Here is a 26,169-nt window from a genome sequence, read left to right on the forward strand (position 1 = left end):
TTTACCTGGATGATATAAACTTAAGGCTCAATTTAACCAACGCCAAAACCTGTATATTGCCTCACCAATGGTTCATGAAATGCTAGTACAATATCTTCTTTCGGCACTCCTAATCTAACTAATTCATTAGCCATCCCAATTTCAGTACCGTCATACTGTATCCAAATCTTATCATTCTTAATATCTAGATGTAGCACACACCCGTACATTGGGCGGCGATTTTTCCAACCGGTATAAACAACTTGATAATGATCCCTTTGGGTATCAAAAATTAGTTCGGTGTCTACTTCATCATCAGAAGGGCTTCCTTTAGCATATTCAGTTAATAGTTGTTGGATGTATATACGATATTGTTCTATTTTTTCCATTCCAAAATTGCCTCCTTATTTGGCTCATAAACTAGTATGCTAAGTTGGAACCGTTCAATAATAGTTTCTACAAATGGTAGGTTGAAAAAAGTTTTATAAGTACCTTGTGGAACTGCTAAATATAAAAAACGGTCAGGCTGTTGTTCTTCCAAAGCAACACGGTAGTTAAGAAATTGACCCAACGCAGTATGAAATTCAGAAATATTAGATGGACTAGTAAAGCTTTTAATTTCAACAGCTATCTTTTCTTCTCCTCTCTCAGCAGCAATGAGTTTTTCTGCTCCCAGATCGATTTGCATATCAACCCTACCTGCTCGAATTCTGAGAGGATCATCTGTAATTATCCATCCTTCTTTTTCTAAACCTTTCCTAACCGCGTCATGAAAAATGTCTTTAGCAGCCATTAACTTAAAATATAGTGATTGTATCCAAATAATAATACAAATATTTCACATTATCTTTACACAAAAAATCGCCCCCTGAATTCAGGAGGCGCATCACCGTTATAGATAATTAACTAGCAACGTATTCTTTGACGTTGGCGCGACGGCGGCGCAGATGAGCTAAGGCTTGGTGTTCGAGTTGACGAACACGTTCGCGGCTGAGATTTAATCTTTCGCCAACTTTAGCTAAGGACAATTCATTACCATCCTCTAAACCAAAGCGCAGAGCCAACACTTCGCGCTGTTGGGGTGTGAGTTCAGCAAGCAGGGTGTTCAGGTCTTGGCGCAAGAACTCTTGGGTGGTGTAATACTCTGGTGATGGGCCTTCGTCTTCCAACATTTCTTGCAGTTCGGTGTCTTGGTTGTCACCAACACGCACATCTAAAGAAACTGGTTGACGTGCCATATTCAGATATTCCCGAATTTGCGCTGGTTCTAGTTCCAGTTCTTTGGCAATTTCCGCAGGTGTGGGAGAACGGCCTAAAGTTTGGGCTAGTTCGCGCTGTACTTTTTTGATTTTGTTCAGTTTTTCGGTAATATGAATCGGTAAGCGAATAGTACGCCCTTGTTGAGCGATCGCACGAGTAATGGCTTGACGAATCCACCAGTAAGCGTAGGTTGAGAATTTATAGCCGCGTGTGGGGTCAAATTTCTCTACGCCTCTTTCTAACCCAAGTGTCCCTTCTTGGATTAAATCGAGAAACTCCATGTTACGCTTTTGGTACTTCTTGGCGATCGCTACTACTAAGCGCAAGTTCGCCTCAATCATTTTTTGCTTGGCGCGTTTACCTTGAGCTACCGTTTGTTTGACTTCGGTTTCTGATTGTTTAACATGGTTCGCCCATTCTGGTAAACTCGGTTCTCGGTGCAGTTTCTTCGCCAAAGCTTCTTTTGCTTCGACGAGTGTCATCATTTGTTGCACCTGCTTCCCAAAGACAATTTCTTGCTCACGGGTTAGCAGTGGTACACGACCAATTTCCCGCAGATAGGTTCGCACCATATCAGCCGTGAATTTGGTGTTCAGGTTTTCAGTTTGGGTGTTAACAGTAGGCATTGGTGCGTTGTCCTCTACTCCGTAAACACAATGAATCTTTAATAACTAAAAAAATTAATTAGGAAAGGCTATCTATAAAAACCGAACTTAAGTGGTTTTTAGGGATGGCTGATTTAGAAATTTGTTCCATCTGCTCGTCTACTTGCGGCTCTCTCGTTCTGGCTTCCATAACTGATGAACGGCTATATAAGAATAATTCAGTTCACATACTTGAGATTCCAGAAGATGAGTGTTTGAGATAGGTTCCCCCTACCCTTCCTAAATTGTTAGGTCTTTTTAAAAGCACATTGGGTTGTTTTCAAGAATTCTTCTTTATCTTCAGTTGCGATCGGCTACTGGTAAATCCGAAGTCGGTATGAGTTTTACTTGCTTTTATCTTAGGACAAATCAGGCGGATAGTAAAGTAGTCTACAGAAGGAGAAAACTATAATCCAAAAGTAGTTAATTACAACAAAATTTAAACTTCCTTAGAGTGCTTACTATACCTATAGTGACGGCAAAATCCCCTCTCATGTTGCCTATCGTTAGGGAGAAAACCGAACTCTCTGGGCATATTTTTGGAGGGATGTTACGAATGGGTCAATGGTCATTAGCCATTGGTCATTGGTTCAGAATCATCTTGAACAAAGGACAAATGACCAATTACAATTTAAAACCCCAAATCAGCTTTAGCTAGTTCTGCTGCGGCGAATACTTCTGCGTCTGGCTTTTCCTCCCAAGCCGGATCACCGATTTCGGCATAGAAAGTAGCATCGTAAGGACGAGTACGCACAACTACTGGCATGGGAACGGCATGACCTAAAATCAAGGCTTGTTGTTTGGAGTCTAATTTCGCCAGTACCGATCGCAGTCCACCTGCGCCAGATACACCCGTAAAAATGGCATCGATGTCTTTTTCGTCGTTGAGTAAGGCTGTGATTCGAGTACCAATCTGGGACATAACTTCATTATCTATCCCTGACGGTCGTTGATCAACTACTAGCAACGTTACGAAATATTTTCGCAGTTCCCGCGCGATCGTGCCGAAGATAGTACTTTGGACAATGGCTGGGTCAAGAAAACGATGCGCTTCTTCAATGGTAATCATCAAAGGTGTGGGGCGATCGTTAGGGTTTTTGCTCTGCAAGAATTTATCAGCTTTGCGGACATAATGCTCATGTATACGTCTGGTGATCATATTTGTCACCAACATATAAGAGAGCATATTTGACTGGGAACCAAATTCTACCACGACATTCTTGCCAGCCTCTAGAGATTGTAAGATTTTATTAATGTAGTTTTGGGGGCAAACTGCCCGCATATACTTCAACCCGTCTAGGCGCAAGAGTTTGCGTTGCAAGGCCATTATCGAGCCTTTGTGTCCCCGCTTTTCTTCACAGAACATTTCGATTTCTTCGTTCGTCATGTTCAGCAGTTGCACAATCCAAGCTTTGTTGAACTCGCTATAGAGAATATTGGCATTGTCTAACGCGGCTTCTGACAGTCCTAAATCACGACTGCATAATTTAATATCTTCAACTTCGATTTGTTCATAACTGAGATATAGTTCCTGAGAATCGCGCACACCCCGCCGCTTGGTTGATTCAGGATCAAGGGTGTAAACTTCCACTTTCCCCGGAAATAATTGCTTTAACCCTTTAACAGTATTAACATTCTTACCTTCAGCGACGGCTTCCCAACCGTATTCCGAGTGCATATCAAAAATCAAGTTTACCGCCGCGTTTTTGCGAATCACACCAGCTAAAACTAAGCGGGTGAGAAAGGATTTACCTGTACCAGATTTACCAAAAACGCCGTTACTGCGTTCCACAAAGCGATTTAAATCAATGCACACAGGTACATCCATATCTAATGGTTTACCAATGGCAAAATTCTTTCTTTGGATGTCATCTTCCCAACCAAAGACGCGGCGAAAATCTTCTTCACTCGCGTCAAAAACCTGACTAAAGTGACTGGGAATAGTTTTGACTGGAAGTAATTCCATCGTCGTACTAGTTTGGGGTTGAAAAGAAGCCAAACCCGTAGTTGATGGAACAAAAGGATTTGCAGATTTGCCATTAGTGGAAGAAAAAGACTCATTAGATTCGGGGGTAAACATCAACATCGGCGCTAAGGCGATGGTTCCATAAGTACCGCTTCCGGCTAAGACATCTCGTAAAAAAGTATCTTCCCAACTGGGCGGATTAGCAATAATCCGGGCGTTAGCTGTACCGAGGGATACATCTGTCAACATACAGAAAAACCGCGATCGCATCCCTTGGACAACTAAAAACTTACCCACCCGCATATCTTCTACAGAAATATCCGGGTGTAGTCTTACTTCTAATCCGCCAGTTAGTGAGCCTTGGATTACCGAACCTAATGGTTTTACCAATTTGTCATTTGTCATTGGTTAATGGTCATTGGTCAAGAGTCAAAAGTCAATGGTCATTTGTCATTTATTCTTCTCCTCGCCACCGCATTCTCTATTTCTTTTACTCAGCACTCAGCACTCAGCACTCACACTTTGACTACTTCGGCTGCGCTCAGTACAAGTTCGCTCAGTGTACAGCACTCAGCACTAATCTATTTGAATCGAAGTTGGTGCTGAACCTGCGGGAGAAGCGCCGATTAATGGCTTACGAAATTGAGCATACAGGCGATCGCGCCATTCAAAGAATAATTGATAATCGGGGTTATTTGCTATAGTTGGCACGCCTTGACCTCTTAAACTGGCTGGTAAATCTAGATAAGAGCCTTCGGGGAACTTCAATAATATGGATAAACCAGCCACGGCTAAGTCAGCTAAAGTTGGTTCATCGCCTGTGAGATAAGGACTATCTGTCAATAATAAAGTTACTGCTTCTAGGTCTTGTTTTAAATCAGCGATCGCTGCTTTCACCACATCTGGGCTATATCCTACACCCAAGCCCAGGACTGTCAAAATATCACTGGGTACGCCTTCCACTAAACTACGGAATATGTCTGGTGTGGATGTGGGTAATAAGGATTTACGAAAATTTTGATCCTGACTAATTGCGGCAAAAAGAGCTTTTCTACCTTTAATCCCGATTGATTCATCAGCCCATTCTTCAATTAATAAGGTTAAAGCTTTTTGCTTGGGATTTTGCGGTATGAGTGGGCGTTCTGGATATTTTGCATCTACATACTTAGCTATTTCTGTAGAATCAACAATATATCGATTACCATCCTTTAATACTGGCACTTGTCTTTGACCAGTGAGGCGAAATAATTCTATCTGTCCGATACCTGGGGTAACTTCGATTTTACGGTATTCTAAACCTTTGTAATCGAGAATTAATCGCACTTTTTCTGAGTATTGCGACAGTTCCCATTGGTATAATTCCAGCATATTATATCCCTGATTACTGAGTGAGAAAATAACTCTCTAATTTTATCTTCACTTCTCGAAAATTTGGCAAGTGAAAATAAAATCTATCAAAGAAATATGAATAAAATCAGTAATTTTAGCTCATGGATTTTGAGTAAGTTTTAAATTTTCAGGTCTATATTTTCCTGCATCAGCTATTTTTCTAAATTTAGAGAAGTTATTCTCCATCATCTACCTGACTTCTTCGATAAGTTGGGGAGCTATAAATTATTCCGAAATAATTTGCAAATTTGCCCCGTCTGCTATTAATATATTTATTTGCCAAAAATTTAATAGTACAAAAAATAAAATTTATCTTAAAAATCTTCCTTTTCAGGTTAGATTTTTTGGGTGGCAAAGTGATATAAGTCTTTATGTAAACTGTGATAAATCAAAACAAACAAAATTTATGAAGGGGAATTACAGCAAATTATTGACTAATATAGCAAGTATGGCAGGATTAGCAGGGATAAGTTTCCTGGTCACTTTACCATCACAAGCTAAAGAAGTACTAAATCCCAACCCCAGCATTTTTAGCGAAGCTCCTTACAATCGCAGTCAACGGATACAGGCAAATGTTAGTTATACACCAGTTCAGCCTGCGATCGCTACAGATAAAAACAACACTCGTCCCAAAACTGTAGTTGCTCAAACACCTACAAACAGAGGGCTAAATCCCCGTCCCAGCATTTTTGATGAGCCTCCTTATAACCGTGGTAGTCGGACTGAAGCAGCCCCCGTCACACCACCAGCAGCAACACCAGCAAAACCTCCCGCAACAGAAGTACCAGCTACCGAAACACCAGCACCAACTTCCACCAACGAAACCAGTGATTCTAAGAAAACTGTTGTAGCATTGGCGGAATCGAGCAGTTCTTTTAAAACCCTGACCGCAGCTTTAAAAGCAGCTGGATTGATAGATACTTTACAAGGTGCAGGGCCTTTCACCATTTTTGCCCCAACGGATGCGGCCTTTGCTAAATTACCCCAAGATGCTTTAAAAGAATTGTTAAAGCCAGAAAACAAAGAGGTTCTGGTGAAAATATTGACTTACCATGTCGTACCGGGCAAAGTATTGTCTTCTGATTTGAAATCTGGGGAAGTCAAGAGCTTGCAAGGAGATACGATTAATGTCAAAGTTGATGCTGCCACTGGTGTCACCGTGAATGATGGCAAAGTTACTCAGCCAGATATTCAAGGCAGCAACGGTGTAATTCATGTCATCGACACTGTGATTTTACCACCTAGCTTGTAGTTTTTAGGGCGTTAAGACTGGGTGTAAGGGTATAAGGGTGTGGGGGTGTAGAAGCTATAGATTTCCATCTCACCCCTTATACATTGTCTTGTGTCTATTCTGGTGCGATCGCGGGTTAAAAGCTTTGTGGTATCTAAGTTTGATTATTTACGATGTCCTAAACAACTTGGCGACTGCCATAACTTAGTTAAATAATTAGAGAAAATCCAAGAAACAGTAGAGGCTGATTAACAGTAATAATAAAGCGGTGAAGCGAGAAACTTGGGCTTCTGGTGAGGGTGCGATCGCTTCTCGGACTAACATAGATATAGCTGCTCCAATGGCATAACTCAAGCACAGGAGCATATAAGGTAATTCTTGGGTAAACCCCCAAATACCAAGCAGTAATAATGTCAGCACTAGCATGACAAACTCGATAAATCGGGCTGGTTCGTATTGACTAGACAGAAACACACTGTTGAACCAAAAGCGCCAAAATCTCATACTCAATCAAGCAAATAAATTTCAGGGCGCGGTGCTACACGCCCCTACTTTTTATTTTCGGGCAAAACTAGCGCACACCCGTTTTAATTTGTCCGGTACCATTTTTCTTTGCAGAATCTTCTTCTGGCAACTCTACGCCAAAAACGCGAGCAAAAGCTTTTTCCACTTTGTAGCCAGAATCAATGGATTCTAGAGGATCTTTCCGCAACCTGTGACGCAAGCACAAAGTAATCACGCGACGGATATCATCAAGAGTAACTTCAGTACGTCCTTCAAAGGCGGCTATGGCTTTGGCTGCACGGTTGGTCACAATATCACCACGCAAACCATCTACATCTAACTCTGAACAAACTTCGGAAATTTTCACCCGCAAATCATAGTCAATTTTGACTTCTCGCAACAGATTTTGGGCATTGACAATTTTCTGCTGGAGTGCTTCTTGGTCAGCTTTGTGCTGTTCCAAAAATTGTGGCGGGTTTTGGTCAAATTCCGAGCGTTGTTCTACTATCTGCACCCGCAACGCAGGTTCTTTCACCGTATGAATTTCGGCGTGCATTCCAAAACGGTCGAGTAACTGGGGGCGCAATTCGCCTTCTTCCGGGTTTCCTGAACCGACAAGCACAAACCGCGCTGGGTGACGGATAGAAATACCTTCCCGTTCTACGGTGTTCCAGCCACTAGCCGCCGAGTCGAGTAATACGTCTACGAGGTGGTCATCAAGCAAGTTGACCTCATCCACGTAGAGAATACCACGGTTAGCTTTTGCCAATAGTCCTGGTTCAAAAGCTTTCACACCCTCAGACAAAGCTTTTTCGATGTCGATAGTACCGCATACCCGGTCTTCTGTAGCACCCAAAGGCAGGTCAATCATTTGCACCTTTCTATGGCCTACAGGAACATCCCCACCTTGTGCTACTGTTTGGCGGACTTCATCGCTCATCAAGTCGGGGTCGCTGGGGTGACTATTGAAGGGGTCATTAGCAACTACAGGGATTTCTGGCAACAAATCCGCTAATGCCCGGATAGTAGTTGTCTTGCCGGTACCGCGATCGCCCATAATCATGACACCACCGATTTTGGGATCAATCACGTTCAACAGCAGCGCCAGTTTCATTTCTTCCTGGCCCACAATTGCCGTAAATGGAAATACCACGCGACGCGCACTTGCCGTGGATTGAGCAGTTGGAGTCACTAAATTACCTTAATAACTTTTTTTATTACAGTTCTTTATTGTGCCACAGTTGGGGGCGGGGGGAATAGGGAATTGGGAGTGGGAATGGGAGACCAGGTAGACAAGGAGGACAAGGGTAGTCTTACTGTTTCACTAATTTGGTCAGTGACTTACAGAAACTCCCACATTAGCAGCTACAATAAATCTTTCGGAACCTGTGGGATTGTTCCAAGAGGTGTACAAAACTTCGGTTAACAAACGCTGTTGTTTTTCTGAGCGAAAGTTATCCACAGGGGTATCATCTTCAATAACGATGTGGCTGATGTCTGGTGCGGGAGCTAGGTTTTCTGATGATACAGTTTCTTGAACCATATAAAGCGATCGCCTCCTCCATCAGTTAGTCTTTTCTATACTTTAATAGAATAGAAACAGAAACCAAGCATATTTAATCACGCTAATTAAGCACAATTCCCATGACCACTTCTAAACGCCGCTATCACATTACTACCTTCGGTTGCCAAATGAATAAAGCCGACTCAGAGCGCATGGCTGGCATTTTAGAAGACATGGGCTTTGAGTTTTCCGAAGATCCCAATCATGCAGATGTCATCCTCTACAATACCTGCACAATTCGAGACAACGCCGAACAAAAGGTATACTCTTACCTCGGCAGACAAGCCAAGCGCAAACACGAACAACCAGATTTAACATTAGTCGTTGCTGGTTGCGTCGCTCAACAAGAAGGCGAAGCACTACTACGCCGCGTCCCAGAATTAGATTTAGTGATGGGGCCACAACACGCCAACCGCCTGAAAGATTTGCTGGAATCAGTATTTGGCGGTAATCAAGTTGTCGCCACTGAACCAGTGCATATTATGGAAGACATCACCCAGCCGCGCCGGGATAGCAAAGTTACCGCCTGGGTGAATGTGATTTACGGTTGTAATGAACGCTGTACTTATTGCGTAGTTCCCAACGTGCGTGGTGTAGAACAGTCCCGCACCCCCGAAGCCATCCGCGCCGAAATGGAAGAGTTAGGCAGACAAGGTTACAAGGAAATAACTTTACTCGGTCAAAATATTGACGCTTACGGTCGAGATTTACCCGGCTCAACATCAGAAGGACGACATCTGCACACCTTTACAGATTTACTTTATTACGTCCATGATGTGCCGGGAGTAGAACGCTTAAGATTTGCTACCAGCCACCCCCGTTATTTTACGGAAAGATTAATCAAAGCTTGTGCGGAGTTACCCAAGGTGTGCGAACACTTCCACATTCCTTTCCAGTCTGGGGATAACGATGTCTTAAAAGCAATGTCACGGGGTTACACCCACGAAAAATATCGCCGCATCATTGATACAATTCGCAAGTATATGCCGGATGCGTCAATTAGTGCGGATGCGATAGTTGGATTCCCTGGTGAAACAGAAGCACAGTTTGAGAATACCTTGAAATTGGTGGAAGATATTGGGTTTGACCAATTAAATACAGCCGCCTATTCTCCGCGCCCCGGAACACCTGCGGCATTATGGGAAAATCAACTAAGTGAAGAAGTCAAAAGCGATCGCCTACAAAGATTAAATCATTTAGTGGCAATTAAAGCAGCCGAGCGATCGCAGCGTTATTTTGGTCGCATCGAAGAAGTATTAGTCGAAGACCAAAACCCCAAAGATCCAACTCAAGTTATGGGACGCACAGGCGGTAATCGTCTGACATTTTTTACAGGCGATATTAATGAACTCAAAGGGCAATTAGTGAAAGTTAAAATCACCGAAGTTCGCGCTTTTAGCTTGACTGGCGAACCGATAGAAGTACGACAAGCTTTACCTGTTTAATGCTTGTATTGAGTGAATATTTATCACCTCTAAAATTTAACAGGTATGTTGACTCTTAAACAAAATAGTCTCAATTGGGCTTTAGCACACGCTCTAAAGTATGGAGATACTGATGTATTTCCACTTCCTTTTGAGTATGAAGCTATTCAACATGATTGGCAAAATTTACGCTCTTGGATTGAAGCACAAAATATTCTAGATTGGCAAGTACGTCCCCATCGTACTTTACTTTCACCAAAAGCTAAGTACGGTTTTAGAGTAATAACACAACTTGATCCACTTGATTTTCTCGTATTTGCTGCCACTGTTAAAGAAATTGCTTCTGATATTGAAAACAGTCGAATCCCTGCAAATCAGAATTTAGTCTTCTCATATCGTTTTAAAGCCACGGCAGATGGACAAATTTTTGATCCAAGTTTGGGTTACAGCAATTTTCAAAATCAAACTCAACTCTTGCTAAAAGATGAACAAGTAGAGTTCATTGTTGTAACTGATATTGCTGATTTTTACTCACGCATTTATCATCATAGGCTAGAAAATGCTTTGCAAAGTTCTACTAAACATCAGTCTCACGTAAAAGCAATAATGCAACTGTTAGCGGGTTGGAATGGAACCGAAACTTTCGGGATTCCAGTTGGGAATGCTCCCTCACGTTTATTGGCTGAGATTACTCTCGCAGACGTGGATGAAGCGTTGTTAGCAAATAGTGTCCGCTTCATTCGGTTCAATGATGATTACCGTATTTTCGCAAAAGATTATGCAGAAGCTTATCGGCACTTAGCATTTTTAGCTGATATTTTGTTTCGTAATCATGGACTTACACTGCAACCACAAAAAACTAACATATTAAGTAAAGAAATATTTAAAAAACGCTATTTAGCTTCACCTGAAGATAGAGAAGTTCATTCATTAGAAATTCGATTTGATCGGCTTATTTCAGTTTTGGGTCTTGGCAGTCGTTATGAACGTATTGAATATAAAAATTTGAAGCCAGAACAAAAAAAACTTGTAGATTCATTAAACCTTGTTGTGCTTTTCCATAAAGAAATTCATAAGGAAAATGAGCCAGATTTAGGAATTCTTCGTTTTATTCTGCGGCGAATGGGACAACTCGGCGATTCAGTTTTATTAAGCGAGGTATTAAATCATTTAGATGTGCTTCACCCAGTATTTCCGGATATTATTCATTACCTTAATAATTTGCGTAATTTATCTAATGAACAGCGTCGAGATATAGGCGCAAAGTTAATTAATTTACTAGAAGATTCGATTATCAGTGAACTTGATTACCATAGAATGTGGGCGCTTGATATATTCACTCGCTCGACAGAATGGGGTAACGAAAATCAGTTCTTTAAGTTACTTGGTTCGGCTAGAGATATGTTAAGTCGGCGACAGTTGATTCTTGCAATGGGTCGAGCCTCACAGCGTCATTGGTTTCAATCCCAATGGCGAAGTCTTTTTAACGAATCTCATTGGCCGCGGAGAGCCTTGCTTGCAGGAGCTAGTTGTATGTCTCCTGATGCTCGAAAGCATTGGTATAAGTCTGTTGAACCCCGGCTTGATCCTCTGGAAAAAGCTGTGATGAAGTGGGCAAAACAAAACCCATTTGGCAGTTGAAATTACTATCTAGCCGTACACTAAACAACTCTTGAAATGGCTTCAATGTTAACTAAATAACAAATCATCAGCGAAACACCTTCTAAACAATCACAAAATTCTGATGACGAACTTTTGGCTGAGTACAAATTTGATCACCAAAAAGCTAAATCAAATCGTTTTGTAAAAGAAACTATTTCATCTCAAGCATGGGTTAGTCATTTGATTGCTAACATTAATTTTCAAGATTCTAGTCCAAACTAATCAGCCAACAGCATATATGCCAAAAATTACCCTAGAAGTATCAGAAGAATTATCTCAACAACTAGCACAAGTTGGCGATCGCTTACCAGAGCTACTGGCTTTAAGTTTGCAACAACCAGCAATCCCCGCAGAAATTTATCGATATATTCTGGACTTTCTAGCCAGCAATCCCACACCCGAACAAATTGCCCAATTTCAACCGACACCACAAATGCAAGAGCGATTACATACTTTGGTAACACGTTCTAAGGCTGGGGAACTCACACCTGTGGAATTAAAAGAACTAGATGAGTACGAAAGGATTGAGCATTTGATGGTCATGATTAAAACGGGTAATTTAGCTTATTTAGACATTCAATCGTGAGTTTAAGTTATATTCCAGTTGCGCTGCGTCGTTTAGTCGAAGAACGAGCTAATCACAAGTGTGAGTATTGTTTGCTACCAACTAAAGTAGTGTTCTTCCCCCATGAAATCGACCATATTATTGCTGAAAAGCATGGTGGTAAAACAGATGCAGAAAACTTAGCACTTACTTGCTGGCGTTGTAATCGTCACAAAGGTACTGATTTAGGTTCTTTTGATCCACAAACAGGTGTTTTCAGTTTTTTATTTAACCCTCGTACTCAAAAGTGGTCTGAACACTTCAGTTTTTCAGAACTAACTATTGTGGGCTTGAGGGATGTAGGACGTACTACTGTTCATTTATTGCAAATGAATAACGAAGAAAGAATTACAGAAAGGCAGAGATTACCATAATTTGTTGATGCTATAAAGCGATCGCTCGACACTCATCAAATCACCCAGCCACACCAACACTACTAACTAACATGGATGGGGCAAACTCTAAGAAATTATCGCTTATCCTATTGTTGAGATGAAGTGCGATCGCTTAACCTATATATTACAATTGTATTTTGCATAATACAATATTTATATGAGTGACGATTTTTCATTACGGAGTTGTGACCTAGATAAACTCAACTCTATGACTAAATATCCCAGCATTCCAACTTATCACACGCTGGGAGACAAAGGCGCATTGTTGGAAGAAACCGTCATTTTTGACGGTGAGGTAATTTTGACGGAAAAAGTCGATGGTACAAACTCGCGGATAATTTTGCTACCTGATGGGAACTTTGTTTTAGGCAGTCGAGAAGAGCTTTTATTTGCCAAAGGGGACTTGATTGGTAATCCTGCGTTGGGAATTGTCAACTCACTCAAAGATGTTGCTGATTCTTTACCGCCTTCTCAGGATTGTATCACTGTTGTGTATCTGGAACTGTACGGTGGTAAGATTACCTCTGCGAGTAAACAATATACTGCCGAACAAAAAGTAGGCTGGCGGCTATTTGACATTGCTGTTCTCACAGAGATTGATACATTATTTGCCAAGTCTACCAAGCAACTGTCGGCATGGCGAGACAATGGAGGTCAACTGTTTTTGGATGAAGAACAACTGAGTAAAACAGCGAAAGATTACAAACTTGAACTCACACCGCGACTGGCAAAAGTTACAGCTTTACCAACTAGCATAGAGGAAGCACACGAGTTTCTTTTGGCAATTTTACCGAAAACTAATGTAGCCTTAGATGTAGGTGCAAAGGGTAGAGCCGAAGGTATTGTAGCAAGAACTATTTCCCGGAGTGCGATCGCTAAATTGCGTTTTGAAGATTACCAGCGCCATACTAAACGCCGCAATAGTGATCAAGTAGAATTCAACTAGAAAAAGCTATCTTTTTATACTAAAATTCTGCTTAACTACGCCTAAAACTTTTAACCAAAAATGACAATTATCAAATCATTGCAAAAACGCAATCTTTATCGGTTTGATCCTATTGCATATTTATTACTAGAGAAATTTCAACTTTCTCCCTTAGCGTTTGGGATATTAGGTATTTTGATTGGTAGTAGCATTTATTTAATTACTGCTTGGATCAGTAATACATTATGGCTGCCAAAGGGGCAAGTAGGACTACTACAAGATATATTGCCTTGGATATGGTTATTATTGATTAACCCAGTTGTTCTAGGCTATTATTTATGGAGTTTTCAGGCTATAGATTTTGTAATTCAGGAATTAGAAGAATCTGATGTTTTAGAAATTGAAGAATCAGAAATTCAAGCAATTAATCAAATTTCATTCAATGCTTATAAACCTAAATGGCGTATCTTTTTAGCTCTTATTAGTGGGATTATTTTTAGTTTTTTTGTTTTTGGGACACGCTTCAAATTACAAAATAGTTGGACAAGCTCTCATCCTCTACCAATTTTAATTGTTAGCATCTCTACCTTATGCTTGGTTTACTTAGGTAGTATTTTAGTGATTAATCTGATTATGAATGTCTGGATACTGCATAGTATTTTAAAAAGAGCATTAGCTAGAAAACAATTTAACGTTAATCCTCTACATCCTGACCGTTGTGGTGGACTTCGTTCTCTGAGTGATTATGCAATTAAAACTGCATATTTAGCTGCGGTTTTAGGTCTGATGGTTGGCTTTATTGAGTACCAGTTTATCACACGAGGTACTGGACAAAATTTATGGTTTGTTCACTTAATTATTCCATTAGATATTTTATTATCTATTGTCTGTTTTTTCGGCCCTTTAGTAGCTGCTCACAGAGGTATGAAGAAAGCAAAAGAAGAACTTCTGCATGAAATTGCGCGGCAGTTTCAAGCTGATTATGCCCAGATTCATTCCAGTCTGACTGGTAATGCCGAAACTCTGAAACAGGGTACAGAAAAAATTAGAAACCTACGAGCTTTTTACGCCTTAACTGACAAATTTCCAGTTTGGCCTTTTGATGTTCAGACTTTTCGTCAGTTCTTACTAACTGTTTCTGCACCATTCCTACCTCTTTTAATTGGGTTCATTAAAAAAATGATCCCAATACTGCTCAAGAAATGGGGCATTAATTTTAGTTAGAAATTTATTTTTGGTACAGGAAATCAAGATTTTTCGGTGAGCAAGACTAGCTGATCTAATTGATACTGCATTTTACTCACAACTAATTCGTAGCATTCATCAACGTAACTGCGATCGCTTGCCGCTTCCCTACCATAGCGTTCAAATAAAATTGGTGGACAAATTTGTGTATGAATAGATACCGGAAATGGAATATTCGGCAGGGGGCCAATTGCTAATCCCCAAGGCCAACCCAAGTAAATTGGAAACACCACCGGATCAATATTCAATAACCAAGGCATTCCCCATTCATGAAATTGGTTGAGAACTTTATATATATCTGCCAACACAATCAAGGTGTCATGCGCTCCCGCCGAAATCACTGGTACAATCGGTACATTTTCCCGCAGTGCCAGTTTAATGAATCCTTGTCTGCCAGCAAAATAAATTTTATTTCTTAAATAATGGGGTCGAAACACATCCTCTGCGCCACCAGGATACACCAGCACACTTGCACCAGAACGCAAAGCTGAGTATGCCATTTTAGGATGAGCTATAATTGCTCCCATTTTGGCAGCTAGTTGTGCTAGAGGTGGTGCAACCTCCCAAACTCTGGGGTGCATCAAACCATATACTGGTTTTTCTACACCAAAACGCTGGAACCAGTCGTACATCATCATCAACATATCGGGGGCTGAAAGTCCGCCGTTATGAGAACCGACAAACAGAACTTTTTGCTGTGGTGAGATGTGATGCCAACCACTAGTTTGCACCCGAAAATAGTAATGATATAAAAGGCCTAATAAAGGCATCATCAATTTGATGAACTGTGGATCTCGCTCATCCAAAGACCAACCGAGTTTTTTTTCCAAAGTATGTCGCTTTTGTAACATCAAAAAATCTTAACAGTATTTATAAAAATCTGACCACGGCCTTTTACTAGTCCGTTTGTGGTTGTAAAACAAACATACCTAAATATGGAGTGATTTTGGCTCATCCATAGTGGCAGAAAATTTATTAGTCAAAGGAAAATATAGCAACTTTGACAGGGTGTGATACGCTATCTGCGATAAGAGTGTAGAGGTACAGACAATGACTAAGCTCAGGGTGGGATTGTTATTTGGCGGACGTTCTGGCGAACATGAAGTGTCGATTAGTTCAGCAAGAGCGATCGCTAAAGCCTTAAGTGCAGAACAAAATGCTAATAAGTACGAAATCTTGCCTTTCTACATTCAAAAAGATGGACGTTGGTTAGCTGGGGACGTGCCACAACAAGTATTAGGTTCTGGTAAGCCTTTAATAGAATCGGCAAATTCCCCAAACTCAGAACAAAATCAACTCACCAATTCTCAAACCCAAACCCTAGAACGTTGGCAATCTCCTTCCCAAGTTGCAGAAGTGGATGTCTGGTTTCCCATTCTTCACGGCCCCAACGGGGAAGACGGCACAATTCAAGGTTTGCTGACATTGATGCAAGTTCCCTTTGTGGGTTCTGGGGTGCTAGGTTCGGCTCTGGGGATGGATAAGATTGCGATGAAAATGGCATTTGAGCAAGCTGGCTTACCCCAAGTTAAATATAAAGCCTTAACCAGAGCGCAAATTTGGTCAAATCCTTGTATTTTCCCCAAACTTTGTGATGAGATAGAAGCGACATTGGGCTATCCTTGTTTTGTCAAACCTGCTAACTTGGGTTCATCGGTAGGTATTGCCAAAGTGCGATCGCGCTCAGAATTAGAAACTGCACTCGACCAAGCCGCTAGTTACGACCGCCGCATCATTGTAGAAGCGGGAGTTGTCGCCAGAGAAGTAGAATGTGCCGTATTAGGTAACGACCAACCCCAAGCCTCAGTTATTGGCGAAATTACCTTTGATAGCGACTTTTACGATTACGAAACTAAATACACCGAAGGTAGAGCCGATTTAGTCATTCCCGCACGACTGCCAGATGATATCAGTCGTAAAATTCAAGATATGGCATTACAAGCTTTTGCGGCGGTTGATGCAGCAGGGTTAGCCAGGGTAGATTTTTTCTATGTAGAAGCAACCGGGGAAATCTTAATCAACGAAATTAATACCTTACCGGGTTTTACTGCTACTAGTATGTATCCTCAACTTTGGTCTCATAGCGGCGTAGCTTTTCCTGAATTGGTAGATAGGTTAGTACAACTAGCTTTAGAAAGACATTCGCCTGCAAGTGCTGAGTGAATTAATTTTGAATTTTACTGTCATTAATCTGAGTTTGATGAACCTCTCCCCAACCACTCCCCAGCGCGGAAAGTGGTTGGGGAAAATTTTGGAGAGGGGTTTTTTCAATCCCTCGAACTCACATAAATTTGCAGCAGTATCGATTTTTAAAGAAAAGATGAGATTTAGGCGCTAACCATGAAGACAAGAGCTAGTTTATGCCAAAATCTGGCTATGGATACTTGATAACTTACCCCTTAAGTATAATCATGAGTCTGAACGGGTATAAATCTCAAAGTGATCATGGAAAATCGTCAAAATTTCAACCATGAGCCAACCCAACTGATAGAATCCAATCGAGAATTAGCTAAGACTAAATTGGGTTCCAAAGGTCGCTCAAACATACTGATGGCTTTACTAACACAGCATCCATTGGTGCTGTTATGTGGAGTTTTTACAATGGTTGTGGGTACGGCTGCTGTGGCATTTTATAGCCTCAGTCATGTTGATCATGGGAAACAGGTAGAATTAGAACCCATCCCAGTGATCGTAGAAGAGCCAATTACGACTGAACATAGCAATCCTCTACCTTTATGGATGGTAATGGCGATCGCTCTTAGTTGTGGTAGTGGTTGTTATGTAATTTTTCGCTTGTGTAACCCAACCCAAGCACATAAAGTCTCTAAATCTGCTTCCAGCCGTCTAAAAGCTTTAAAACCAGTTTCACAAACATCCCAGAATTTACCAGTGTTTGTACCTTTGCAACCACTCAAAGTCAAAAGCAAAACCTTGGTTGAAGTTCTACCGCCAGCACAAAAATACCGCCTAGGTAAAGGTAAAGAGTCACTCGCAGATTTAATGGATATTCGTAAGGAAAATTCATTGTCAGCACTTTTACAAAAGCATTAATGTTGCCATAATACAAAAACTTTTGAAATACAACTTTTAAACCAAGAGGGTACAGCGATGCTGTACCCTTATTAGCATAACTTATACCTATATTTTGGATTGTTAATTGCTATCTGCACTTGGGTGTTTTCAATATATCTGTATCAATGTTTTTGTGAATTGGGATAACACCATCAACTGCCCTCTTCTGCTTGTTCGCCTGTATCATTTTTAAAATAAAACAGTATTAGGCTTTTAACTCAGTCACCCGAAATATACTGTATGTTTTAGCTGAGATACGAAATTTTAGTAAAAATAATATGTTGGTTTGATTAAAAAATAACATATTATTTTTATTTTCTCCGTATTTACTTATTTATACATATATCTATTGTTGGCATTTATTTACTTATATTCATCAGTTGTTGATATTTAATTAGTTAATGTAATATATTTATGGTTTTATCAAAAAGTTAAATCAAATACAATTTCAAATCAAAAATTTTGAGCAAATGATTTGATTTGTATAGTTTATTGTTGAAGCATAAAATTATGCTCTAACAATAAAAATATAGCTGTATTCATTGTTTATTTATCAAGCATGAATATAACTAAATTAATCATAAAGAATGTTTTTTAAATCTGAATAATCATCAATTTTACCATACATAATCAAGAGCATTTATGAGCGAATTTCCTAATTCTGCTTTGGTACTGGCACAAAATCAACTGTCTGCTTTTTCTAGTTTAGATAACTTCTGGAACTTGTTTGATAGTGCTTTTGGTAAAGAATACAATCGTACTATTGCAGAAAAGATGCGATCGCAGTGGCAAAGCGGTGATTTCCGTCAACTCCCACAAATTGAAGTTATTGATAGTAAGATTCTAGGCAATATTAACGGAGCTTACGCCACTAGCACCAATACCATTTATCTGTCAGATAGGTTTTTAGCAAATGCTATCCCAGAAGCCGTTACATCTGTTTTGTTAGAGGAAATTGGACACTTTATTGATGCCCAAATTAATCAACAAGATACACCAGGAGATGAAGGAGAAATTTTCTCAGCTTTAGTTCGAGGTGAGAATTTAACAACTCAGAGTTTAACCAAAATCTACGCAGAAAATGATTGGTCAACTATTACGCTAAATGGACAGACAATTGCTATCGAAAAATCAGATCCAGATGTACTTAATTTTAATATTACCTTTAATGATCCATTAGGAAAATTTTCTGCCTATTACTCTGCCATCAAATCCAATATCTTAGCGGCTGGTGCAAATTGGGATAACTATATTACAGGTAATGCCAGCTTAGAAATTCTTGTTAATTTTTCTAATCCCAACCCCACAGCAACAGGTAGAAGTTTAGCTTCATCTTTTGTATATAATAATGGCACTTTGTCAGTATATGAGCCAGGTGCAATATCAGAAATTCGCACAGGAGTTGATCCTAATGGTGCTACGCCTGACATTGAATTTAACTTTAATCCTGATTACCTAGTTAACGAACTGTGGTTTGACCCCGACCCAGTAGCACGAACTACGACTGTACCCATTAATAAAACAGATGCTGTTTCTTTATTACTCCATGAATTTGGTCATGTATTTGGGTTCAACGCCTGGAAAGATAATTTTGACGCTACACTCTCAGGTAATTATCAATCTACATTTGATGAAAAAATTGTTTTTGATGGCAGCAATTTTTTCTTTGTAGGAAAACAAGCAACTAGTGTTTATGGCTCTCCTGTACCTTTAACCTTTGGTAACATCACTCATGTGGGAAATGATGCTTCCAGACCAGGAGTTAATCTGGTTGGGGACTTAATGAATGGTGTCATATTTTATCGAGGAGTTCGCTATAATATTTCCCCACTTGATGTTGCCATATTAAAAGATGCTGGTGTACCTATTGTTGATGTCCCAATTGTTAGTCTCACTAGTGCAAACCAAACAATAGTTGAAGGTAACAGCAGCATTCAAAACGCTACATATACTGTTAATCTTTCTCAAACCAGTAATCAAACTGTCATTGTCCAATATTTCACTGCTAACGTTACAGCTACAGCAGGTTCAGACTACACCAGTACTATCGGAACAATAACCTTCAACCCAGGAGAGACAAGTAAGGTTATCAATATCCCGATTTTGAATGATTTCATTAACGAGGAAGATGAAACCTTTATCCTCCAACTTATCTCCCCTGCTAATGCAATTCTTGGAACTAGCAATACTGTTACTACAACTATCACTGATACCTTAACTGCTTCTGTTACAACTACTTTACCAACCAACGTTGAAAACCTCACCCTGACAGGAACATCTCAGATTAACGGTACAGGGAACGCTGGTCATAACATTCTTAAAGGTAATAGTGCAAATAATAAGCTAATAGGGAACGCTGGGAATGACACTCTAGATGGTGGGGCTGGAAATGACACCTTAGATGGAGGTGTTGGTAATGACTTGATGATTGGTGGTGTTGGTAATGATATTTACTACGTAGATAGCAGCAACGACCAAATTATTGAACTTGCTAATGAAGGTACTGATAATGTGTTTGCTGGTGTAAGTTGGGTGCTGAGTGATGCTTTAGAAAATCTCACTCTCACTAGTACTGATGCGATTAATGGTACAGGAAATGCTTTAAACAACAGCATTACAGGTAATAATGCAAATAATAAGCTGTTGGGTGGTGATGGTGATGATACGCTTAAGGGAGAAGGCGGTAACGATATTTTAGACGGTGGTGCTGGCAATGATACCTTAACCGGCGGTAGTGGTAATGATATCTTAATTGGTGGTGCTGGTAACGATAGTTACTACGTAGATAGCAGCAATGACCAAATTATCGAACTAGTGAATGAAGGAACAGATACAGTCCGTACAACTGTGAATTGGACACTTGGCGATAACGTAGAAAATTTGGTCTTAACTGGTACTAGTGCAATTAATGGTACGGGAAATGCTTTGAAAAACACCATCACAGGGAACACGGCGGATAATCAACTGTCTGGCGGCGATAATGATGACAACCTGATAGGAGATGCAGGTAACGATACCTTAGATGGTGGTGCAGGTAACGACACCTTAGATGGCGGTGTTGGTAATGATTTGATGGTTGGTGGTGCTGGTAATGATATTTATTATGTTGATAACAGCAATGACAAAATTATCGAACTAGCCAACGAAGGAACTGATACTGTGCGTGTCGGTTTTAGTTACACTCTCGGCGATAACTTAGAAAATCTGGTTTTGACTGGTAGTAATGCTGTTGATGGGACTGGAAATGCTTTGAAAAATACCATCACAGGTAATGCTGCTAATAACAACTTGTTTGGTGGTGACAATGATGACACCCTCAATGGCGGAGATGGCAATGATACCCTCAATGGCGGCAATGGCAATGACACGCTAGTTGGTGGTAATGGTAATGATACATTGGTTGGCGGTGTGGGGAGCGATCGCCTGACTGGTGGAGCTGGTAGTGATAAATTCGTCTTTTCTAGTCTGGGTGAGGGTATTGATACTATTACTGATTTCAGCAGTACCGATGATTTTTTAGTAGTACAAACTCTCTTGACTAACTTAAGTTACACAGGTACTAATCCCATTGCAGATGGTTACATCCGAAGCATACAATCTGGGTCAAATACTTTAATTCAAATTGATATTGATGGCTGGAATGGCAACTCAATTTTTAGCACTTTAGCCACAGTCAACAACTTTATTGCTAGTAACTTCAGCTTGAATAACGTGATTTTTTAGGGCAATCATCAGCTAGTTTGCCTTGAGGTAACTATTCAGCGCCTCAGTATATTCCCACAGGCAAATACTCGTTTTTCATCAATATTTGACAATTACTATTAATAGTCATAGCAAAATTTACTTGTTAAACTTTAAGTTACCTATACAATGTTGTCGGTTACTAAAGTTTAAAATTAATGAACGAACAAACGAAAGCAATTCGAGTTGCTTGGTGTAGTTCACTAGATTTACCTCAACCAACAAATGTGCCTCTCAATTTTGAGTGGATTACAGTTGATATTTCAACCTTATTTGAACAAGATTTTGACATTATTGTAATCGACTTCAGGATTTTTGAAAGCCAAGATAAAGCCAGACATCTGTATAATACTGTTGGGAAACCGACAGTATTATTAGTAGACACGATTGAGCAAGAATCTGCTGCGCTTGACTGGTTAGAAGCAGAAGATGAAACCTGTAAATATGATGCAATTAATCAGCAAATAGGTCTACGTTTACAGCGCAGTTTTTGGCACAATCAACAAAAGCATTTATTTAATCTCGATAAATTAACAGGAGTTGCTAATTTTCGGAAGTTTAATGATTATGCAATCAATCTTTTAACATCTAATGAAGATATTGGCTCGATATCTTTGATTTATTTAGATATTGACCGTTTTAAGTTTATTAATGATCGTTATGGACACATTACAGGAGATCAGATATTACAAGAGATTGGACAAATTCTGCAAAAGTACTCATTAGGTGCAGGAATTGTGGCGCGGACAGGCGGTGATAAATTTGCTATTTGTATGCGTGGAAGTATTGAGCAAGGGAAGGCCTTTGCAGAGTTTCTCAGAACCCAAATCGAAGCTCATGAATTTAAGCTTCATACTATGTCTTCTGTGCGCCTTACTGCTTCCTTGGGTGTGGTTTCGATGTTAGGACATGCTTCGATTGAGCAATTATGGCAAGAAATTAATCAATGTATATATGCAGCCAAGCAAAAAGGGCGTAATCAAGTTGTCACCTCTGAAGAATTTGATGCGATCGCGGATGCTTCTGGACAAGATAAACTTATAACTGATTTTGAGCATCGCATTCGTGTCACCGCAGAACGGATGATTAGCGAAATGGTGCTGAAAGCTAGTCGATTAGCCAATAAATACCGCGTCGAAGCCGAACATGATGGTTTGACGGAAGTGTTTAATCGCCGCTATCTTGATAGATTACTGGCGCGTGAAATTGAAAAAGCTCATAAATATCAGCAACAACTCACAATCTTACTTTTAGATTTAGATAATTTCGGTGCAGTTAATCGCACCTACGGTTTTCCTACAGGTGATCAAGCTTTAAAAACTGCTGCACAAGTATTTCAAACTCATATCAGAGCCGGAGATTGGGTGACACGCTACGGTGGAGAAGAATTTTGTATTGTTATGTCTAACACTGACCTGAATACAGGTTGTCAGATAGCCGAACGAATTCGCCTCGCTCTCAGTGCAGAAATTATTACAGCCTACAATGGTCAGCAGTTCCAACTCACTACTAGTATTGGGGTTGTCGAACTTATGGACGAAAATAACCCTGTCTCCTTTTTACAGCGTGCCAGCGATAAAGTCAGAGAAGCTAAAAAAAGTGGGCGTAATCGCATTTGCTTTTGATTAGGAAGTGCTGAGTGCTGAGTTGGATTAGACAAGGTAGAGGGTGTAGACAAGGTAGAAACATTACTCCTTTGTCCTCCTTGTCTCCCTTATCCCCAAATAATTCCATATTCCTCTAATTAAAAGTCCCCAATAACCAAGCACACTTCAAATTTTCTCCTTCGCCGGCGGGACAATACCCGTTTGATTTAAACCTGCATCAATATCCCGCAGAATTTTAAAATCATCCTCTGGTAAAGGATAACTACTACTGTTAAACAAACCTGCACTTGCAACTGGTTGCTTTTCTAAAAAGGAAAATGCTTGGCGAAATTGCTGCGGTTGGACTTTAATTGGTGCATCAAAATGACAGGGAATAATCCACTGAAAATCCCAACTAGCAACCTTATCAGCCCAATCAAGTGTTTCTCTGGGTGCGCGGTTGAGAATGAGAGTTTGCAAAACTGGCGCGACAAATAAACGCCCATCGCCGCGCAAGGCGTGAAATGACCTTTGCCAGTTATTTTGCCATTTAAAGGGAAATAAACCAAAATAAGCTTTGCGGGAACGTTCTGGGGCTTTGAGGGCATCGCGGAAGACCTCGCCCCAGGCGGGTACGTCTAAAACACTGGGTTGAAAGTATAAAGCAAATAAGGTGATGCGTTGCCATCCTTTGCGGCGGTTAGCTTGATTATCAGCAACAACATCAGAACCTTTTTCTTTAGCGTGGAAGAGTAAAGGATAAGGGTCGAGTTGAACGATCGCAGGTGGTTCTTCTGGTATAGATACTACTGCATCTGTGACTAATAAAGTGTGCGATCGCTTGTGCAGAAATGCCACTTCTGTAAACTTACCAGGGCCTAAATCAATCGTTTTCAAAATTGCATAGTCAAACTCATCACCAAAAGGCGCTTGATTGCTATCTTCTGGTAATACTTGAGTACGTTTTCCCGGTAAACCCAACCAACTCAATGGCAGATTTAGGGGGAAACTCCATTGATTTGGGGCGACAAATACCTGTGCATTGGGAAAGCATCTGGCGAAGGGGCCGACAAAAACCTTATGTTCAATACCAGAAATAGTTGGCAAGATAATATATTTCACATCGCCGTGTTCTGCGACTAACTCCTGCATCAGTTGCAGACATTCTCGTGTTGGTGCGACAGGCGCATAAACCAACAAACCACCTGCATCTAGCTTGACAACCGTCATCCGAATCGGCACAACAACATAAAAAATGCCCTGCAATTGGTCAAAAGTCCAGATGGTGTCTTTGATGATTTCTTTGCGAATTGTCCGCCGCCTGCTATATGGGTAGAGTGGCACAATTGGCCAGAATGGCCAAGAAATATCTTTTGGATGAATTTGTTCTGTTACTATACGTTCATCAAAAGCCACCCTGAAACCCCTCCGAAATTCCCAATACTTAAGTTTATTCGTTCTCTCCGAAGTTGGAGTTTAGCAAATTCTGTGCCTTATGCAGAAACGCAAAGACGCGGAGAGATGATGAAATGAGTTTACAACAAGGGGGTGAGTAAACGAGAGATTCTCACAGCTAACTTGAACCACAAAGGTTTTTTATCATATTTAGAAAAATCTACGGTTACAGAGGCAGCTAAATCGGTTTTTAGCATTTTCTCGACGCTGTTGACAAATTGAGCATTGATAATAAAACTCATAACTTCAAAGTTGAGAAAAAATGAGCGATTATCCAGGTTGACTGTGCCTACTCCTGCTAAATCATTATCGATGAGGATGATTTTTTGGTGCATGAACCCATGTTTGTAACGGTAAAACTTGATATCTATGGGTTTCATCTCGTTGTAATAAGAGAAGGAACACAGATAAACAAATAAGTGATCGGGTCGGTTTGGTAAAATAATGCGGACATCTACACCGCGCATTGCTGCTAATTTTAAAGCTGTGAGAGTTGAATCATCTGGGACAAAATAGGGAGTCGCTATCCACAGACGAGTTTGGGCTTGATTAATAGCATTCACGAAAAAAAGTTGACAAGCTTTGTGTTTGTCGGCGGGGCCTGTGGGTAAAATTAATGCTGTTTGGTTGGCTTCCCAGTTGGGTTGAACTTGCCAATTAACATCGATAACTTTGCGATTTGCCCAATACCAATCTTGCAAAAAAGAACTTTGTAGACTTTGAACTGTCGGCCCTTGCAATTTTAGATGGGTGTCGCGCCAAGGACTGAGACGGCAATTTTTACCGACGTAATCATTACCAATGTTTAAACCACCAGTAAATGCAATTTCACCATCGACTACTAAAATTTTGCGATGGTTGCGAAAGTTAAGCTGGAAACGATTACCTCTACCTTTGGTGGTATGAAATGCACTGACTTGAATAAAATTTTGGCGTAGAGAGTTGATATATGTTCGAGGTAATTTATTAGAACCAATTTCATCGTAAAGAAAATAAATCCGAATGCCTTGTTGTGCTTTAGCAATTAAAGCGGCTTTAAATTCATGACCTGCTTCATCGTCATCAACAATGTAAGATTGCAGCAAAATATAGTTTTTTGCAGAAGCGATCGCACTTAACATTGCTGGATATGTTTGCTGTCCATCAATGAGTAATTCTGCTGCATTCCCTGATGTAAAAGCAACGCCTGTAAATGTTTCTGCTAATAATTCTAGTGATTTTAATTTCTCTGGAACTGCAACTTGAAATTTAGTTATTTCACTATATGCTTGGCGAACTAATTTTTGATGTTCAGAAAAGACTGAACGTAAGGCTTCAGCATAGCCATGAAATTTAGTTCTGCCTAAAATCCAGTATAAAGGTAAAGCCAGCCAGGGAAAAGTAACTAACGAAATACTCCAGGCGATCGCACCACGGGAAGAACGCACAGTCATGACTGCATGAGCAGCATGGGCAATTCCCAAAGCATGAACGACAACGGTAGCAGCACTAAAAAAAGTGAGGATGCTAATGTCTACAAGCAT

The 26,169-nt window shown here is 40.3% G+C and carries 22 protein-coding genes; 11 read left to right on the plus strand and 11 right to left on the minus strand.

Annotation, left to right across the window (positions count from 1 at the left end):
* Nucleotides 1–32 precede the first annotated feature (32 nt).
* The 5 genes from H6G75_RS08315 to H6G75_RS08335 all read right to left on the minus strand — a co-directional run bounded on the left by H6G75_RS08315 (nucleotide 33) and on the right by H6G75_RS08335 (nucleotide 5,217).
* On the minus strand, nucleotides 33–368 hold the full coding sequence (locus H6G75_RS08315) for a XisI protein (RefSeq protein ID WP_190686508.1): 336 nt from the start codon (nucleotides 366–368) through the stop codon (nucleotides 33–35).
* Nucleotides 356–772, minus strand: a complete 417-nt coding sequence (locus H6G75_RS08320) for a XisH family protein (protein WP_190979477.1) — start codon at nucleotides 770–772, stop codon at nucleotides 356–358. Before H6G75_RS08320 ends, H6G75_RS08315 begins: the two co-directional genes overlap by 13 nt.
* A 109-nt stretch (nucleotides 773–881) precedes the next feature.
* On the minus strand, nucleotides 882–1,865 hold the full coding sequence (locus H6G75_RS08325) for an RNA polymerase sigma factor, RpoD/SigA family (protein WP_190979478.1): 984 nt from the start codon (nucleotides 1,863–1,865) through the stop codon (nucleotides 882–884).
* A gap of 649 nt (nucleotides 1,866–2,514) precedes the next feature.
* Nucleotides 2,515–4,254 (minus strand): ATP-binding protein, encoded by a 1,740-nt coding sequence (locus H6G75_RS08330; RefSeq protein WP_190979479.1) that lies wholly within the window; start codon nucleotides 4,252–4,254, stop codon nucleotides 2,515–2,517.
* A 171-nt stretch (nucleotides 4,255–4,425) separates the two neighbouring features.
* Complete coding sequence (locus H6G75_RS08335; RefSeq protein ID WP_190979480.1) at nucleotides 4,426–5,217, minus strand: glutathione S-transferase family protein; 792 nt, start codon at nucleotides 5,215–5,217, stop codon at nucleotides 4,426–4,428.
* Between the two features lie 427 nt (nucleotides 5,218–5,644).
* On the opposite strand from H6G75_RS08335, the gene H6G75_RS08340 reads away from it, so the two are divergent.
* The gene (locus tag H6G75_RS08340) at nucleotides 5,645–6,490 is read left to right on the plus strand and encodes a fasciclin domain-containing protein (RefSeq protein ID WP_190979481.1); all 846 of its coding nucleotides are present in this window, start codon (nucleotides 5,645–5,647) and stop codon (nucleotides 6,488–6,490) included.
* Nucleotides 6,491–6,685: 195 nt separating this feature from the next.
* Here H6G75_RS08340 and H6G75_RS08345 read toward each other — a convergent pair whose 3' ends face one another.
* The 3 genes from H6G75_RS08345 to H6G75_RS08355 all read right to left on the minus strand — a co-directional run bounded on the left by H6G75_RS08345 (nucleotide 6,686) and on the right by H6G75_RS08355 (nucleotide 8,516).
* A complete protein-coding gene (locus H6G75_RS08345; RefSeq protein ID WP_190979482.1) occupies nucleotides 6,686–6,973 on the minus strand; it encodes a hypothetical protein in 288 nt (95 codons plus the stop codon).
* Nucleotides 6,974–7,040: 67 nt separating this feature from the next.
* The gene (bchI, locus tag H6G75_RS08350) at nucleotides 7,041–8,165 is read right to left on the minus strand and encodes a magnesium chelatase ATPase subunit I (RefSeq protein WP_190979483.1); all 1,125 of its coding nucleotides are present in this window, start codon (nucleotides 8,163–8,165) and stop codon (nucleotides 7,041–7,043) included.
* A gap of 141 nt (nucleotides 8,166–8,306) precedes the next feature.
* Nucleotides 8,307–8,516 (minus strand): hypothetical protein, encoded by a 210-nt coding sequence (locus tag H6G75_RS08355; RefSeq protein WP_190979484.1) that lies wholly within the window; start codon nucleotides 8,514–8,516, stop codon nucleotides 8,307–8,309.
* 101 nt (nucleotides 8,517–8,617) lie between these two features.
* Between H6G75_RS08355 and miaB the strand changes: the two genes are divergently transcribed.
* From miaB to H6G75_RS08385, 6 genes are all read left to right on the plus strand, one after another.
* On the plus strand, nucleotides 8,618–9,982 hold the full coding sequence (gene miaB / locus H6G75_RS08360; RefSeq protein ID WP_190979485.1) for a tRNA (N6-isopentenyl adenosine(37)-C2)-methylthiotransferase MiaB: 1,365 nt from the start codon (nucleotides 8,618–8,620) through the stop codon (nucleotides 9,980–9,982).
* 45 nt (nucleotides 9,983–10,027) lie between these two features.
* Nucleotides 10,028–11,602: an RNA-directed DNA polymerase gene (locus tag H6G75_RS08365; RefSeq protein ID WP_190979486.1), complete on the plus strand. Its 1,575-nt coding sequence runs from the start codon at nucleotides 10,028–10,030 to the stop codon at nucleotides 11,600–11,602.
* Between the two features lie 259 nt (nucleotides 11,603–11,861).
* A complete protein-coding gene (locus H6G75_RS08370; RefSeq protein WP_190979487.1) occupies nucleotides 11,862–12,209 on the plus strand; it encodes a hypothetical protein in 348 nt (115 codons plus the stop codon).
* On the plus strand, nucleotides 12,206–12,601 hold the full coding sequence (locus tag H6G75_RS08375) for an HNH endonuclease (RefSeq protein WP_190979488.1): 396 nt from the start codon (nucleotides 12,206–12,208) through the stop codon (nucleotides 12,599–12,601). The genes H6G75_RS08370 and H6G75_RS08375 overlap by 4 nt, the downstream gene beginning before the upstream one ends.
* A gap of 178 nt (nucleotides 12,602–12,779) precedes the next feature.
* The gene (locus tag H6G75_RS08380; RefSeq protein ID WP_190979489.1) at nucleotides 12,780–13,568 is read left to right on the plus strand and encodes an RNA ligase family protein; all 789 of its coding nucleotides are present in this window, start codon (nucleotides 12,780–12,782) and stop codon (nucleotides 13,566–13,568) included.
* 60 nt (nucleotides 13,569–13,628) lie between these two features.
* A complete protein-coding gene (locus H6G75_RS08385) occupies nucleotides 13,629–14,771 on the plus strand; it encodes a hypothetical protein (protein ID WP_199337758.1) in 1,143 nt (380 codons plus the stop codon).
* 23 nt (nucleotides 14,772–14,794) lie between these two features.
* Here H6G75_RS08385 and H6G75_RS08390 read toward each other — a convergent pair whose 3' ends face one another.
* Nucleotides 14,795–15,643, minus strand: coding sequence for a lysophospholipid acyltransferase family protein (locus H6G75_RS08390; protein WP_190979490.1), 849 nt, complete (start codon nucleotides 15,641–15,643; stop codon nucleotides 14,795–14,797).
* A gap of 199 nt (nucleotides 15,644–15,842) precedes the next feature.
* On the opposite strand from H6G75_RS08390, the gene H6G75_RS08395 reads away from it, so the two are divergent.
* From H6G75_RS08395 to H6G75_RS08410, 4 genes are all read left to right on the plus strand, one after another.
* Entirely contained in the window at nucleotides 15,843–16,955 is a 1,113-nt protein-coding gene (locus H6G75_RS08395) for a D-alanine--D-alanine ligase family protein (RefSeq protein WP_190979491.1), read from the plus strand.
* A gap of 282 nt (nucleotides 16,956–17,237) precedes the next feature.
* The gene (locus tag H6G75_RS08400; protein ID WP_190979492.1) at nucleotides 17,238–17,843 is read left to right on the plus strand and encodes a hypothetical protein; all 606 of its coding nucleotides are present in this window, start codon (nucleotides 17,238–17,240) and stop codon (nucleotides 17,841–17,843) included.
* A gap of 663 nt (nucleotides 17,844–18,506) precedes the next feature.
* Nucleotides 18,507–21,587 carry a Calx-beta domain-containing protein gene (locus H6G75_RS08405; protein WP_190979493.1) on the plus strand — a complete coding sequence of 1,027 codons (3,081 nt, stop codon included), beginning with the start codon at nucleotides 18,507–18,509 and terminating at the stop codon, nucleotides 21,585–21,587.
* Between the two features lie 176 nt (nucleotides 21,588–21,763).
* Nucleotides 21,764–23,230 carry a diguanylate cyclase gene (locus H6G75_RS08410; RefSeq protein WP_190979494.1) on the plus strand — a complete coding sequence of 489 codons (1,467 nt, stop codon included), beginning with the start codon at nucleotides 21,764–21,766 and terminating at the stop codon, nucleotides 23,228–23,230.
* 147 nt (nucleotides 23,231–23,377) lie between these two features.
* Here the strand turns inward: H6G75_RS08410 and H6G75_RS08415 are convergent, their stop codons facing one another.
* Both H6G75_RS08415 and cls read right to left on the minus strand, forming a co-directional pair.
* Nucleotides 23,378–24,607: a DUF4336 domain-containing protein gene (locus H6G75_RS08415; RefSeq protein ID WP_190979495.1), complete on the minus strand. Its 1,230-nt coding sequence runs from the start codon at nucleotides 24,605–24,607 to the stop codon at nucleotides 23,378–23,380.
* Between the two features lie 119 nt (nucleotides 24,608–24,726).
* Complete coding sequence (cls, locus tag H6G75_RS08420; RefSeq protein WP_190979496.1) at nucleotides 24,727–26,169, minus strand: cardiolipin synthase; 1,443 nt, start codon at nucleotides 26,167–26,169, stop codon at nucleotides 24,727–24,729.

The organism is Nostoc sp. FACHB-280 (assembly GCF_014697615.1).
In the GTDB taxonomy this organism is placed as follows: domain Bacteria; phylum Cyanobacteriota; class Cyanobacteriia; order Cyanobacteriales; family Nostocaceae; genus Nostoc_B.

What these genes read in the sequence shown, in the direction of transcription:
- H6G75_RS08315 (WP_190686508.1), bottom strand. Translation starts at nt 368, where the DNA reads ATGGAAAAAATAGAACAATATCGTATATACATCCAACAACTATTAACT.
- H6G75_RS08320 (WP_190979477.1), bottom strand. Translation starts at nt 772, where the DNA reads ATGGCTGCTAAAGACATTTTTCATGACGCGGTTAGGAAAGGTTTAGAA.
- H6G75_RS08325 (WP_190979478.1), bottom strand. Translation starts at nt 1,865, where the DNA reads ATGCCTACTGTTAACACCCAAACTGAAAACCTGAACACCAAATTCACG.
- H6G75_RS08330 (WP_190979479.1), bottom strand. Translation starts at nt 4,254, where the DNA reads ATGACAAATGACAAATTGGTAAAACCATTAGGTTCGGTAATCCAAGGC.
- H6G75_RS08335 (WP_190979480.1), bottom strand. Translation starts at nt 5,217, where the DNA reads ATGCTGGAATTATACCAATGGGAACTGTCGCAATACTCAGAAAAAGTG.
- H6G75_RS08340 (WP_190979481.1), top strand. Translation starts at nt 5,645, where the DNA reads ATGAAGGGGAATTACAGCAAATTATTGACTAATATAGCAAGTATGGCA.
- H6G75_RS08345 (WP_190979482.1), bottom strand. Translation starts at nt 6,973, where the DNA reads ATGAGATTTTGGCGCTTTTGGTTCAACAGTGTGTTTCTGTCTAGTCAA.
- H6G75_RS08355 (WP_190979484.1), bottom strand. Translation starts at nt 8,516, where the DNA reads ATGGTTCAAGAAACTGTATCATCAGAAAACCTAGCTCCCGCACCAGAC.
- miaB (WP_190979485.1), top strand. Translation starts at nt 8,618, where the DNA reads ATGACCACTTCTAAACGCCGCTATCACATTACTACCTTCGGTTGCCAA.
- H6G75_RS08365 (WP_190979486.1), top strand. Translation starts at nt 10,028, where the DNA reads ATGTTGACTCTTAAACAAAATAGTCTCAATTGGGCTTTAGCACACGCT.
- H6G75_RS08370 (WP_190979487.1), top strand. Translation starts at nt 11,862, where the DNA reads ATGCCAAAAATTACCCTAGAAGTATCAGAAGAATTATCTCAACAACTA.
- H6G75_RS08380 (WP_190979489.1), top strand. Translation starts at nt 12,780, where the DNA reads ATGAGTGACGATTTTTCATTACGGAGTTGTGACCTAGATAAACTCAAC.
- H6G75_RS08385 (WP_199337758.1), top strand. Translation starts at nt 13,629, where the DNA reads ATGACAATTATCAAATCATTGCAAAAACGCAATCTTTATCGGTTTGAT.
- H6G75_RS08390 (WP_190979490.1), bottom strand. Translation starts at nt 15,643, where the DNA reads ATGTTACAAAAGCGACATACTTTGGAAAAAAAACTCGGTTGGTCTTTG.
- H6G75_RS08395 (WP_190979491.1), top strand. Translation starts at nt 15,843, where the DNA reads ATGACTAAGCTCAGGGTGGGATTGTTATTTGGCGGACGTTCTGGCGAA.
- H6G75_RS08400 (WP_190979492.1), top strand. Translation starts at nt 17,238, where the DNA reads ATGGAAAATCGTCAAAATTTCAACCATGAGCCAACCCAACTGATAGAA.
- H6G75_RS08405 (WP_190979493.1), top strand. Translation starts at nt 18,507, where the DNA reads ATGAGCGAATTTCCTAATTCTGCTTTGGTACTGGCACAAAATCAACTG.
- H6G75_RS08410 (WP_190979494.1), top strand. Translation starts at nt 21,764, where the DNA reads ATGAACGAACAAACGAAAGCAATTCGAGTTGCTTGGTGTAGTTCACTA.
- cls (WP_190979496.1), bottom strand. Translation starts at nt 26,169, where the DNA reads ATGCTTGTAGACATTAGCATCCTCACTTTTTTTAGTGCTGCTACCGTT.